Source organism: Acidovorax sp., from assembly GCF_046291265.1.
In the GTDB taxonomy this organism is placed as follows: Bacteria; Pseudomonadota; Gammaproteobacteria; order Burkholderiales; family Burkholderiaceae_C; genus Acidovorax.
This window is the reverse complement of the sequence record NZ_JBKBTV010000003.1, coordinates 19,400-31,766: the sequence shown is the minus strand read 5'-3', so window position 1 is coordinate 31,766 and position 12,367 is coordinate 19,400. Positions and strand designations below refer to the sequence as shown.

General features: G+C 62.0%; 11 protein-coding genes and 1 tRNA gene. 8 read left to right on the top strand and 4 right to left on the bottom strand.

Translation table 11 applies throughout. The features are described 5' to 3' along the window. The first annotated feature begins 54 nt into the window (after positions 1-54). On the top strand, positions 55-525 hold the full coding sequence (locus ACK41V_RS01860) for a YqaA family protein (protein WP_409776999.1): 471 nt from the start codon (positions 55-57) through the stop codon (positions 523-525). Between the two features lie 27 nt (positions 526-552). Here the strand turns inward: ACK41V_RS01860 and ACK41V_RS01855 are convergent, their stop codons facing one another. The 3 genes from ACK41V_RS01855 to ACK41V_RS01845 form a co-directional block, all read right to left on the bottom strand. Beyond that, positions 553-1,788, bottom strand: coding sequence for a diguanylate cyclase (locus ACK41V_RS01855; RefSeq protein ID WP_409776996.1), 1,236 nt, complete (start codon positions 1,786-1,788; stop codon positions 553-555). A gap of 312 nt (positions 1,789-2,100) precedes the next feature. After that, complete coding sequence (gene ychF / locus ACK41V_RS01850; protein ID WP_409776993.1) at positions 2,101-3,192, bottom strand: redox-regulated ATPase YchF; 1,092 nt, start codon at positions 3,190-3,192, stop codon at positions 2,101-2,103. 84 nt (positions 3,193-3,276) lie between these two features. Then, complete coding sequence (locus tag ACK41V_RS01845) at positions 3,277-4,149, bottom strand: MOSC domain-containing protein (RefSeq protein ID WP_409776990.1); 873 nt, start codon at positions 4,147-4,149, stop codon at positions 3,277-3,279. A gap of 92 nt (positions 4,150-4,241) precedes the next feature. On the opposite strand from ACK41V_RS01845, the gene ACK41V_RS01840 reads away from it, so the two are divergent. From ACK41V_RS01840 to ACK41V_RS01820, 5 genes are all read left to right on the top strand, one after another. After that, on the top strand, positions 4,242-5,375 hold the full coding sequence (locus ACK41V_RS01840; RefSeq protein WP_409776987.1) for an FAD-dependent monooxygenase: 1,134 nt from the start codon (positions 4,242-4,244) through the stop codon (positions 5,373-5,375). Positions 5,376-5,433: 58 nt separating this feature from the next. Beyond that, a complete protein-coding gene (locus ACK41V_RS01835) occupies positions 5,434-6,165 on the top strand; it encodes a DsbC family protein (RefSeq protein ID WP_409776984.1) in 732 nt (243 codons plus the stop codon). A gap of 78 nt (positions 6,166-6,243) precedes the next feature. Beyond that, positions 6,244-8,073, top strand: coding sequence for a M61 family metallopeptidase (locus ACK41V_RS01830; RefSeq protein ID WP_409776981.1), 1,830 nt, complete (start codon positions 6,244-6,246; stop codon positions 8,071-8,073). Positions 8,074-8,146: 73 nt separating this feature from the next. Then, positions 8,147-8,926, top strand: a complete 780-nt coding sequence (locus ACK41V_RS01825; RefSeq protein ID WP_409776979.1) for an enoyl-CoA hydratase — start codon at positions 8,147-8,149, stop codon at positions 8,924-8,926. Positions 8,927-8,951: 25 nt separating this feature from the next. Beyond that, a tRNA-Met gene (locus tag ACK41V_RS01820) sits at positions 8,952-9,028 on the top strand. A 148-nt stretch (positions 9,029-9,176) separates the two neighbouring features. On the opposite strand, the gene ACK41V_RS01815 is transcribed toward ACK41V_RS01820, so the two are convergent. After that, positions 9,177-10,391, bottom strand: a complete 1,215-nt coding sequence (locus ACK41V_RS01815) for a methyltransferase domain-containing protein (RefSeq protein ID WP_409776976.1) — start codon at positions 10,389-10,391, stop codon at positions 9,177-9,179. 95 nt (positions 10,392-10,486) lie between these two features. On the opposite strand from ACK41V_RS01815, the gene ACK41V_RS01810 reads away from it, so the two are divergent. Further along, a complete protein-coding gene (locus ACK41V_RS01810) occupies positions 10,487-10,918 on the top strand; it encodes a hypothetical protein (RefSeq protein WP_409776973.1) in 432 nt (143 codons plus the stop codon). Between the two features lie 95 nt (positions 10,919-11,013). Continuing rightward, on the top strand, positions 11,014-12,357 hold the full coding sequence (miaB, locus tag ACK41V_RS01805; protein ID WP_409776970.1) for a tRNA (N6-isopentenyl adenosine(37)-C2)-methylthiotransferase MiaB: 1,344 nt from the start codon (positions 11,014-11,016) through the stop codon (positions 12,355-12,357). Positions 12,358-12,367 lie beyond the last annotated feature (10 nt).

Genomic DNA, 12,367 nt, shown 5'->3' with positions numbered 1-12,367 from the left:
ATCGCCTCCTGCCCGGGCCTACACTCGCCGCTTATGGAAATCTGGGAAATATGGATGCATCAGCTGCTGCAGTGGCTGGCGCTGCCGCAGTTTGGTCTGAGCACGGTTTTTGTCGTGTCATTCGTCTCGGCCACGCTGCTGCCGCTGGGTTCAGAGCCCGCCGTGTTCGGGCTGATCAAAATCAACCCCGAACTCTTCTGGCCCGCCATCCTGGTGGCCACGGTGGCCAACACCCTGGGCGGCGGCGTGAGCTGGTGGATGGGCCTGGGCGCGCACAAGGTGGTGGACAAGGCGCGCGGCTATCAGACCGATGTGCGGGCGCTCAACTGGCTCAAACGTTTTGGCGCCAAGGCCTGCCTGCTGAGCTGGCTGCCGGTGGTGGGCGACCCGTTGTGTGCCGTGGCCGGCTGGCTCAAGCTGCCGTTCTGGCCTTGCCTGGCCTACATGGCAGTGGGCAAGTTCTTCCGTTACCTGTTCATGACCAGTGTGTTGCTGTATTTCATGCCGGGACAAATGGCGGTGTAGCGCAGCAAGTGCCGCAGTCCGGCAAAGCTACAGAAACGCGTGCGCACTCGGCTCCGAGAGCTGCGAATCGTCTTTGGTCACGGGCTCTTCCACTACCACCTGATTGCGCCCGCCTTCCTTGGCCATGTACATGGCTGTGTCCGCGCGTGAGAAGAATTCCAGCACGGACTCGCCCAGCACATACTGCGTCACTCCAATCGAGACGGTGACCCGCCCTTTCAACAGCCCGGTCCAGGCGTAGGTTTCGACTTGGGCGCGGATGCGTTCGCAGGTATTGAGCGCGGGCAGCAGCGAGGTGCCAGGGAAAATGAGCAAAAATTCCTCGCCACCATAGCGCCCGAACACGTCCCCACCCCGCACGCCCTGTTGCGCGATGCGCGCAAAAGTGCGCAGTACCTCGTCGCCCCCCAGGTGGCCCAACTCGTCATTGATGCGTTTGAAATGGTCAATGTCGAGCACGGCCAGACACAGCGGAATACCGCTTTCGTCCGCCAGCTGCTTTTGCTCTTCCAGGGCCGCCAGCACGTACCTGCGGTTGAAACAACCCACCAGCGTGTCGCGCTGCGCGTCTTCCTGGATGTTCTTGATTTTTCGGCTGGCCTGGTAGAGGCTCCGGTACAGCCGCTGCACCTTGCCCATGAGCACGATGAACGCTGGCAGCGACACCACCAGTGCCAACAGGTGCAGCGCCTCCAGCCGCAGCAACGCTGCGTTGTTCTGCTCGACGTAGTGCAGCCACACGACCACGGCGTAGGCCAGCAAGATACCGACGGCTAAGGCCAGCAACGTGCGCCGTGGCACCGTAAAAATGCCGTAAGCCACCGCCACAAAGGTAAAGGGCGTGAGAAGGATCTGCGTGACCGGTGCCAGATAAAACACCGCCAGCATGCCCGCCAAGGCTGCGGAGACAATGGCCAGTTTGAGGTGCCGAAGCCGGATTTTCTGAACCAGGCCCGCATTCAAAACGATCCAGAAGCCCGCACAGCCCACCGCGATCATGGCGGCAAGCACCCCGACCACTTCGGCATCCACCATGCCCAGCACCCAGAAAACGATCAACGCGCCGCTGTAGAGGCCAATCAACCCCACCGTGGCCAGCCACTCCTTGCCCGAGGTGGGCTGATGAGGACGCGCGCCGAATCCGTCCAAGGCGCGGCGAGCGGGACGCACCACGGCCGTGGACGAGTCGTCGAACTCCATGACGGCGTCGGACAGGGGAAAGGCGTCCGTGGCCGAAAATGGATTTTTGCGTCCAAAGAGCATAAAGGGGCAGGCGGCGGCCTGGGTTGTGCGGGTGGCTGTTTACCGAAAGTGTAGGGGCGTCGGGGCGCGGTGACCCGACACAGGCAAACCCGCGCATCTTACGGAGAACTGACACGTTCGCTCTCCGTGTTTTCCAGTAGCGCCGCAACGGGCGGGAACCACACTGAGCCCCCGAGGTTAGCGGTTCATTGCCTGCACTGGCCGACTAACCACGCAGAAACTGTGACAGGTCAAAAAAATCCCTGCGCAACCAGAGGTTGGGCAGGGATTTGCGGCACGGGCACAGCGCAACGCGCTGTCCCGCCCATGGGATCAGACGTTGAACAGGAAGTTGAGCACGTCGCCGTCCTTGACCACGTATTCCTTGCCTTCGGCGCGCATCTTGCCCGCATCCTTGGCACCTTGTTCGCCCTTGAACTGAATGAAGTCGTCGAACGCGATGGTCTGCGCGCGGATAAACCCGCGCTCAAAGTCGCCGTGAATCACGCCGGCAGCCTGGGGGCCGGTGTCGCCAATACGGATGGTCCAGGCGCGCACTTCCTTCACACCTGCGGTGAAGTAGGTTTGCAGACCGAGCAGCTTGTAGGCGGCGCGGATCAAGCGGTCCAGGCCCGGCTCGGTTTGGCCGATTTCGGCGAGGAACATTTTTTTGTCCTCGTCGTCCATCTCGCTCAACTCGGCCTCGATCTTGGCGCAGATGGCTACCACGGGCGCACCTTGCTTGTCCGCGTACTCGCGCAGACGGTCGAGGAAGGGGTTGTTCTCAAAACCGTCTTCGGACACGTTGGCAACAAACATCGCCGGCTTGGCGGTGATGAGCGAGAACTGTTTGACCAGCGGCAGGTCTTCCTTGCTAAATTCAAGCGCACGCACTGGAATGTTTTCATTCAGTGAGGCTTGGCACTTTTCCAGCAGCGCCACCAGCTTGATGGAATCCTTGTCGCCTGAGCGAGCCGTCTTGGTATGGCGGTGCAACGCCTTTTCGACCGTGGCCATATCGGCCAGGCACAGCTCGGTCTGGATGACTTCGATGTCGGAGATTGGATCGACCTTGCCGGCCACATGGATCACGTTGTCGTCTTCGAAGCAGCGCACCACGTTCACCGTGGCATCGGTTTCACGGATGTGGGCCAGGAACTTGTTGCCCAGGCCTTCGCCCGTGCTGGCGCCAGCGACCAGGCCGGCGATGTCGACGAACTCAACAATGGCCGGAACGATGCGTTCAGGCGTGATGATGTCAGCGAGCTGCTGCAGGCGCGGATCAGGCACCTCGACCACGCCCGTGTTGGGCTCAATGGTGCAGAACGGATAGTTTTCGGCGGCGATGCCGGCCTTGGTCAGCGCGTTGAAAAGGGTGGACTTGCCGACGTTGGGCAGGCCCACGATGCCGCATTGGAGGCTCATGGCAGGGCTTTCTGGAATTCGGAGACAAACCGCCTATTTTACGGGCCCAACAGCCAAGCCCTCCGGAGCGCTCCGTTTGGGCTGTCAGTCAAAGCGCAAATCCGCCCCGATACGCTGGCCCACACGCAGCATTTGGCCTGCGCCCTGCCGAACAATGGCATTCATGCCAAACGTGATGGCGCCATCCAGCCGCTTGTCCTGGCGGTATGTGCGCAACAGATCTCCCACCGCTGGGTCGCTCTGTGCGGTTGCGGGGTCGATGTTGGGTATGGGGCAGCGCGCACAGGGCTTTACGGGCTGCAAATGGACTTCACCCTCGGCCCCGCCATCGACGCGGATCAGGTCCACCCGGTCTTCGTCGTGTGCGCCCACCCCGGCAAGCACTACATTGGGTCGAAACCTCTCAATGCGGACCGCAGCGTGCCCTGCCGCCAGCATGCGCCCGTTGAGTTCCTCCATCGACGCCTCGCTGGCCACCAGAATCGGGAAGCCGTCCGCAAACTGGTTCGGCGCCTCAATGCCTCCAGTCCACTCCATGCTGGACAACCGCTGGTGCTCAGGGTCAAAACGGACCAGGCGACAAGGCTGACCCAAAAAGTCCGTAAACCACTGCGCAGCCACGGCCCCCATGTCCCAGGCGGGCACGGTGTCACGCCACACCGTCACGGTGGCCGGTGCTTCCACGGCATCAATGGCCACGTGCAAGGCGAGCATGCCGGGTGCACGCAAAACCATTTCCTCAGTTTTGAGTTGAGGCTGAATCAAAGCCATCCGGGGCAGCGTGCGTTGGGTCAAGAACATGCCGCGGGCGTCGACCACCATCCAGGCTCGGTCAAGGTCCAGACCGGTGTCGGTCAACAGCGCTTGCTGCACCTCAATGCCCGCACAGGACTTGACGGGATACACGAACAAACGCGCAATGGTGCCAGACAGATCGGAATCGGGGTTGAAACTCACGCCAGGGTGCTCCTCAAAATGGCCATACAGGTGGGAACCGCAATTCTGCACTGCGGCGCGGGGTGCGTAAGACCCCTCCTACAATGCCTCGCATGGCCCAAAACTTTGATATTTGTATCCGCGGCGCTGGCATTGTGGGCAAAACCCTGGCGCTCCTGCTGGCGCGGGACCGACTGAAAGTGGCCCTGGTGCAGGCCCCAGGCACCCCAAGTCCAGCCGTTGCGGATGTTCGGGCCTACGCGCTGAACATGGCGTCGCGCCAGCTGCTGGAATCGCTGCGCAGCTGGCCCGATGCAGAACATGCCACCGCGGTCAAACACATGCAGGTGCTGGGTGACCGGGACGGGGCCGTGCATTTTGACGCCGCAGACCAACGCGTAGACGCGCTGGCCTGGATTGTGGATGTGCCTGCGCTGGAGGCCCGGCTGGCCGAAGCGGTGCGCTATCAACCCCAGGTGGAAGTCGTGGATGCCCCGGTCTCAGCCGCTCTGACGGTGGTGTGCGAGGGCCGCGCCAGCAGCACGCGGGCGGAATTTGGCGTGGACTTTGACGTAACGCCCTATGCACAACATGCCGTCGCCACGCGGCTGCGCTGCGAACGCCCCCATGGGCAAACGGCCCGGCAGTGGTTTTCAGCCGATGGAATTCTGGCTTTTCTGCCACTCGAAGGGGCCGAGGGGAACTCTGTGGCTGTTGTATGGTCCGTCATGCAGGACCACGTAGATTCGCTGATGGGACTTTCGCCCGAGGCGTTTGCCGAAAAATTGCGGGCCGCCAGCCAGGGTGATCTGGGTGCATTGACCCTGTGTGCCGAGCGCGCTACTTGGCCGCTACAGCTGGCCACAGCGAGCCGATGGTGCGGCATGGGCCCAGCGGCAGGCAAAAACCCGCGCAACTGGGCGCTGGCGGGGGATGCAGCCCATAACGTACACCCCCTTGCAGGCCAGGGGCTGAATCTGGGGTTGGCTGACGCGCAGGCACTGGCGGATGTGCTGCAGCGGCGGGACTACTGGCGCAGCGTCGGGGACCTGCGGTTGCTACGGCGCTATGAGCGCGAGCGAAAGGCAGCTGTGCTGGCGATGGGCCTGGCGACCGACGGCCTGCAGCAACTGTTCTCGCGCCAGGAAGGGCCGTGGCAATCACTGCGCAACTTGGGAATGAAGGGGTTTGAGCGCAGTGGATGGCTAAAAACTTTTGTAGCGCGCCAAGCCATGGGCATGAACTGAAAAACACGGGGCCGCTGCACATTGCTGCGGCCCACCAGATCGACTGAACGAGACCACCATGAAACTGATCCCTACGCTGCTGACCGCACTCAGCCTTGCTTCCCTGGTCGGAACAGCAAGCGCACAAGAATCTGATATCCGCAAGGCCTTGGCCGAACGCATCCCGCAGATGGACAAAATCGACGAGGTCCGTCCTACGCCCATGAAAGGTCTGTATGAGGTGCGAATCGGCACCGACCTTTTCTATACCGACGCAAAAGGCAACTATGTGATTCAGGGCGAGCTGATCGACACCAAGGCGCGGCGCAACCTGACGGAAGATCGCATCTCCAAGCTCACCGCCGTTGACTTCTCGGCCCTGCCGCTCAAGGACGCCTTCACCATCGTGCGGGGCGACGGCAAGCGCAAGGTGGCCGTGTTTGAAGACCCCAATTGCGGCTACTGCAAACGGTTTGAGCGGGATTTGCAGAACGTCGACAACGTTACCGTCTATCTTTTTCTCTATCCGATCCTGAGCCCCGACTCGGCTGAAAAGTCGCGCAACATCTGGTGCGCCAAGGACAAGACGGCGGCGTGGCAGGACTACATGGTCCGAGACAAGGCACCTGCAGCCGCAAGCTGCGACACTAGCGCACTGCAACGCAACCTGGCTTTCGGCAAGAAGCACAAGATCACGGGCACCCCCACCTTGATCTTTGCCAATGGCACCAGAGTCCCCGGAGCCATCGGTGCACAGGATGTGGAAAAGCGCTTGGCGGAGGCCAGCAGCGATTCGCCAACGACCAACTAACGCCCCGCGCCCTTGATGGGCGCTTTCGTCCCGGGCGTGTGTCGAACCCATCGCAACGCCAGCATTCCACAAGCGCCCATGCCCTCTGCACGCCCCTCTGCCTCCAAGACTGCGCCCGCCGCCGTCCACTACCGGATAGAACCGTCGGACCTGAATGCCCATCTGTTCACGGTCACACTGACCGTGGCCAAGCCGAAGGCGCTGCAGGAGGTGTCGTTGCCGGTCTGGATTCCGGGCAGCTACCTGGTGCGTGAGTTCTCCAAGAATCTCCAGCAACTGAAGGCTCAGCAAGGCAAGCACGACACGCCCCTGACCCAACTGGACAAACACCGCTGGCAAGCCCAATGCGCGGCTGGCAAACCCCTCGTTCTGACGTATGCGGTGTGCGCCTATGACAACTCCGTGCGCACAGCCTGGCTGGATGCGTCGCGCGGTTTCTTCAACGGCACCAGCCTTTGCCTGCGCGTACATGGCGCGGAGACGTTGCGGCACACGATGGAGATCGTCAGCACACCCGCCATGGCGGGCTGGTCTGCGATCACAGGGCTGACAGCGGTCAAAACCGACAAGCACGGTTTCGGCTTGTATGGCGCCTCGGGATATGACGAACTGGTGGACTGCCCGGTGGAAATGGGGTTGTTCTGGATGGGCCGCTTCACCGCTGGTGGCGTGTCCCACCGTTTTGTGGTGGCGGGCGCTGCGCCCTCCTTTGATGGCAAGCGCTTGCTCGCCGACACGCAGAAAATTTGCGAAACGGCGATCCGCTTCTGGCATGGCGACGGCAAGGCGCCGTTCAAAAGCTACCTGTTCATGCTCAATGCCGTGGGCGATGGTTACGGAGGCCTGGAGCACCGCAACTCCACTGCACTCATCTGCGGCCGCCGAGACTTGCCCCGCGTGGGCGAGGCCAAGGCGCCCGAAGGCTACACCACGCTGCTGGGGTTGATCAGCCACGAATACTTTCACACCTGGAATGTGAAACGCTTGCGCCCTGCTGAGTTTGCGTCGTATGACTACACCCGCGAAAACTACACCGAGCTGCTGTGGTTTTTTGAAGGATTCACCAGCTACTACGACGATCTGCTGCTGTGCCGCGCAGGCTTGATTGACCAAGCCACGTACCTGAAGCTCATCACCAAGACCATCAACCAGGTGCTTCAAACACCGGGCCGGGCCGTACAAACCGTCGCCCAGGCCAGTTTTGATGCCTGGGTCAAGTACTACCGCCAAGATGAAAACACCCCCAACGCAACGGTGAGCTACTACACCAAGGGCTCACTGGTTGCGCTGTGTCTGGATCTGGCATTGCGTCGCGAAGGCAAAACCACGTTGGACGACGTGATGCGCGCGCTCTGGATGCGTTGCGCCGCTGGCCCCATGCAAGAGGCTGACTTGCGCGCCGTGCTTCTGGATTTGGCAGGCCGCCCTTTTGATTCGGAGCTGGACCAATGGGTACACAGCACCGAGGAGTTGCCTCTGCTTGCACTGCTGGCCGCGCACGGCGTGACCCTCAGAGCCGAGACACCGCAACTGGCCCAGCGACTGGGTCTGCGCGTGACGGAAAACCACAGCGTCCAGATCAAAAGCGTGCTGCGGGGTGGCGCCGCGGAGAAGGCGGGCTTGGCACCGGGTGATGAGTGGTTGGGGCTGGAGGTCAAAGGCCAGGAATGGCGCGTGTGCAAGTTGGACGACGTCGCTTTTTATGCGGGCACCGAAACGTCGCTGACGGCTGTCGTGGCGCGGGATGGCCGCATTCTTCATTTGCCTTTGGAGCTGGCGGCTGCACAAAAACATGCGACAGCGCAGAAGGCAGCATCCAAGGCAACCACACGGTTGCCCTTGCCGCAGCCCGACACCATCAGCTTGTCAGCCACAGACGCTACCGCATTGGCTCGCTGGTTGACTTAAGCCACACCCAGCCCCAACGCGCTTCGGTATATTTCTTCGTGCCTTCATAACAAACCACAAACCAGGAGATTTCATGGCCTACGAAACCATCGAGGTTCGCGTCGAAGCGGACAAGGTCGGCGTCATCACGCTCAACCGCCCCAAACAACTCAATGCGCTCAACGATCAGCTCATGAACGAGTTGGGCACGGCGCTCAAAGACTTCGACGCGGACGAAAAGATCGGCTGCATCATCATCACGGGTAGCGAAAAAGCATTTGCCGCCGGTGCCGATATTGGTGCCATGGCCAAGTACAGCTTTGCGGACACCTACAAGGGTGACTACATCACCCGCAACTGGGAAGCCATCCGTTCCATCCGCAAGCCCGTTATCGCCGCGGTGAGCGGTTTTGCGCTGGGTGGCGGGTGTGAGCTGGCGATGATGTGCGATTTCATCATTGCGTCGGACACGGCCAAGTTCGGCCAACCCGAGATCAAGCTGGGCGTGATCCCCGGAGCGGGCGGCACGCAGCGCTTGCCCCGCGCCGTGGGCAAATCCAAGGCCATGGACATGGCGTTGACCGGCCGCATGATGGACGCCGTGGAGGCGGAACGCGCCGGACTCGTCAGCCGCGTGGTGTCTTTCGACAAGCTCATGGACGAGGCGCTGGGCGCCGCCATCATCGTTGCCGGGTTCTCGCAGATCGCCGTGATGGCGGCCAAGGAGTCGGTCAACCGCGCCTTCGAGGGCACTTTGAGCGACGGCGTCATGTTCGAGCGCCGCCTGTTCCACGCACTGTTCGCCACCCAGGACCAAAAGGAAGGGATGGATGCTTTTATGAACAAGCGACCTGCCAACTTCACCCACCAATAAAATTTGTTCTATAATCTGCGGCTTCGGTCGTATAGCTCAGTTGGTTAGAGCGCAGCATTCATAATGCTGATGTCGGTGGTTCAAGTCCACCTACGACCACCAAATTGAAAACCCCCAGTGCGCAGGTGCTGGGGGTTTTTCTTTGCGCCAATCATCAAGTTCATATCAAAATTCATAGCTGGCAGCGCTCGATTTTATTGGCTTTCAATATAAAAACCAATCCAAAGTCAATAAAGACGAGCGCAAGCAGCTATTCTTTTGATAGAGATCGCTGCAGATAGAGGTATTTGCCGGGCACGCCGATCTCCTGGTCCCACCGCAGCGGGGCGCTGTGGGTATGGACGCACCGAAAGCCATGCTGCACAGTCAGCGCCTCGATGTAATTCAACGGGTGGGCGTAGCGCAAGCTGGGCAGCAGTTGGGGCTCATCCCACGGGCCCACGGCTTCTTCCATCGTGAAGGCCAGCCAGCCACCGGGCCGGATGCGCTGCGCCAACAGCGCAAAGACATCGTCAAGATGGCCCACATAAATGAACACGTCCGCCGCCAGCACCAGGTCGAACAGGGCTGTTTCGCTGCGCAGGGCTTCCACCAGGTCTCCTTCGATCAGCCGGTTGTACAGGCCACGCGCGCGGGCCTTGTCCAGCATGGCCGCCGACAGGTCCAAGCCCCAGAGCGCCTCCGCGCGAGACCTGATGTGCACGCCGCACAGCCCCGTGCCGCAGCCCAGGTCCAGTACCTGTGCAAACCGGGAAGGGCAGGCGGCAGGCAACTGCTCCACCAGAACCCGATGCCCTTGGTAGCGCAGTTGGCCGACCAGATGGTCCTCGAACTCGTCTGCGTACTGGTCGAACAGGGTCTGCACATACTGGCGCGGCGCGTGCGCAACGGGTGCCCCGTGCTGCAAGGCTGCGAGGTAGTAACGGTGAACATCTGCATCGGCCCCACAATCCAGCGCCTTCTGGTAGCAGCGCGCGGCCTCGGCGGGTTGCTGCGTTTCGCGGCGCAAATGGCCGAGTTGGCTCCACGCCTCGGCCAGGTTGGCGTCCTGCTGCACCGCTGCCTCCAGCGCGGCCAGCGCCTCCTGGGTGCGCCCCGCGCGCGCCAGGCACTGCCCCAGGCGCATGCGGACCGCGGCGGCACCCGCGCCGCGCGCCACGGCGTTTTCGTGGGAGCCCAGCGCCGCCGCCCACTGCCCCAGCTCCATCTGCGCCAGCCCGAGGGCAGCCCAACCTTCGGCCGGAGTGTCGTCGGCGGCCAGGGCGGCCTGCAGCAAGGGTTCCGCTTCGTCGAAAAGCTGCCGATGCACCTTGGTCACTCCCAGGTTCAGCAGCACGGACGCACGCCCCGGTGCCAGCGCCAGGGCCTGGGTGAATGCCTCGTCGGCAGGTGCGTACTGCCCGCCCTCGAACAGCGCGATGCCCCGCACGAAAGCCTGCCGCGCCTGCTCCAACGATTCGTTCATGAACGGTGCCTTGAGTGGTTGTTTGCCGCGCATCTTAGGGACAACCTTAGAATCGCCCCTCCAGCCCCTGGATATAAACCAAGCACTGCTGCCCCATGAAACCCACCAAATCCCCCTCCCCTACGAAGCTCCTGAAGCGCGTCCTGGCCGTTGGCCTGGGTTGTGCCGTGCTCTGGGGCGCCCTGCCCGCATCGGCGCAGGTGCAATCTGCCCTGGGAGTTACGCGCACATTTCCCGATGCCGCGCTGCGTGGCACGCTGACCATCACCGCCGCTTCGGACGCCACCCTCAACGGCCGCCCCATCCGCATGGCCCCCGGCATGCGCCTTTTCAGCCCGCAGAACAGCCTGATCATGGCGCACATGGTTCTCGGGCAGTCGTTCAAAGTCAACTACCTCATTGAGCCCAGCACCGGCATGCTGCAGTCCGCCTGGATATTGAGCCAAGGCGAGGCGGACCAGCCCCGCAAGGGCAGTGATTCCGTAGAGCGCAACTACCGCGCGGAATCCGACCCCGTCAAAAAATGACGCCCCGGGGGTCGCGCCGTGTGGCGCGGACCTTCGCCTCCTTGCGGCGCCGCCCGGGCGCGCCGCTGCGCCCCCTTTTCGAGTGCGATACAGCCATGGCCAAAAAAGTCTTCATCAAAACCTTCGGCTGCCAGATGAACGAGTACGACTCGGACAAGATGGCAGACGTTCTGCACGCTGCCCAGGGCTACGAACCCACGCAGAACGTGGACGAAGCCGACCTCATCCTCTTCAACACCTGCTCGGTGCGCGAGAAGGCGCAAGAAAAAGTGTTCAGCGACCTGGGACGCATCAAGCACCTCAAGGCCAAGGGCGTAAAGATTGGAGTGGGCGGCTGTGTGGCCAGCCAGGAAGGCGCTGACATCATCAAGCGCGCGCCCTATGTCGATGTGGTGTTTGGCCCGCAAACCCTGCACCGCCTGCCCGAAATGCTCAATCAACGCGACCGCACGGACAAACCCCAGGTCGACATCAGCTTCCCCGAGATTGAAAAGTTCGACCACCTTCCGCCCGCGCGCGTCGAAGGCGCGTCGGCGTTTGTGTCGATCATGGAAGGCTGCAGCAAATACTGCAGCTACTGCGTCGTGCCCTATACACGTGGCGAAGAAGTGAGCCGCCCGTTTGACGATGTGCTGGTCGAAGTGGCGGGGCTGGCAGATCAAGGCGTCAAAGAGATCACCCTGCTGGGCCAGAACGTGAACGCCTACCTGGGCAAGATGGGCGGCACGGCCGAGATTGCCGACTTTGCCCTGCTGCTGGAATACGTGTCTGACATCCCGGGGGTCGAGCGCATTCGCTACACCACCAGCCACCCCAACGAATTCACGCCCCGCCTGATCGAGGCCTACGCCAAGCTGCCCAAGCTGGCCAGCCACCTGCACCTGCCCGTGCAGCACGGCAGCGACCGGATTCTGATGGCCATGAAGCGTGGCTACACCGCCATGGAATACAAGAGCACGGTGCGCAAGCTGCGCGCCATCCGCCCCGACCTGGCCATGAGCAGCGACTTCATCGTGGGCTTCCCCGGCGAGACCGAGGACGACTTCAACAAGATGATGAAGCTCATCGACGATATTCACTTCGACAACAGCTTCAGCTTCATCTTCAGCCCCCGCCCCGGCACGCCTGCCGCGGGCCTGCACGACGACACGCCACACGACGTGAAGTTGCGCCGCCTGCAGCACCTGCAAAGCGTCATCAATGCCAACATCAAATCCATCAGCGAAAGCCGTGTGGGCACGGTGCAGCGCATCTTGGTGGAAGGCGCCTCCAAGCGCGACAACACCGAGCTGATGGGGCGTACCGAATGCAACCGTGTGGTCAACTTTGTCGGCCAACCCCGCCTGGTGGGCCAGATGGTGGAGGTGACCATCACCGAAGCGAAGGCCTATACCTTGCGGGGCGAGGTCCTCACCCGCGAGCCCGCCCTCGCGGCATAGCGCCTTCAGG

What these genes read in the sequence shown, in the direction of transcription:
- ACK41V_RS01815 (WP_409776976.1), bottom strand. Translation starts at nt 10,391, where the DNA reads ATGAACGAATCGTTGGAGCAGGCGCGGCAGGCTTTCGTGCGGGGCATC.
- ACK41V_RS01825 (WP_409776979.1), top strand. Translation starts at nt 8,147, where the DNA reads ATGGCCTACGAAACCATCGAGGTTCGCGTCGAAGCGGACAAGGTCGGC.
- ACK41V_RS01855 (WP_409776996.1), bottom strand. Translation starts at nt 1,788, where the DNA reads ATGCTCTTTGGACGCAAAAATCCATTTTCGGCCACGGACGCCTTTCCC.
- ACK41V_RS01840 (WP_409776987.1), top strand. Translation starts at nt 4,242, where the DNA reads ATGGCCCAAAACTTTGATATTTGTATCCGCGGCGCTGGCATTGTGGGC.
- ACK41V_RS01860 (WP_409776999.1), top strand. Translation starts at nt 55, where the DNA reads ATGCATCAGCTGCTGCAGTGGCTGGCGCTGCCGCAGTTTGGTCTGAGC.
- miaB (WP_409776970.1), top strand. Translation starts at nt 11,014, where the DNA reads ATGGCCAAAAAAGTCTTCATCAAAACCTTCGGCTGCCAGATGAACGAG.
- ychF (WP_409776993.1), bottom strand. Translation starts at nt 3,192, where the DNA reads ATGAGCCTCCAATGCGGCATCGTGGGCCTGCCCAACGTCGGCAAGTCC.
- ACK41V_RS01810 (WP_409776973.1), top strand. Translation starts at nt 10,487, where the DNA reads ATGAAACCCACCAAATCCCCCTCCCCTACGAAGCTCCTGAAGCGCGTC.
- ACK41V_RS01830 (WP_409776981.1), top strand. Translation starts at nt 6,244, where the DNA reads ATGCCCTCTGCACGCCCCTCTGCCTCCAAGACTGCGCCCGCCGCCGTC.
- ACK41V_RS01835 (WP_409776984.1), top strand. Translation starts at nt 5,434, where the DNA reads ATGAAACTGATCCCTACGCTGCTGACCGCACTCAGCCTTGCTTCCCTG.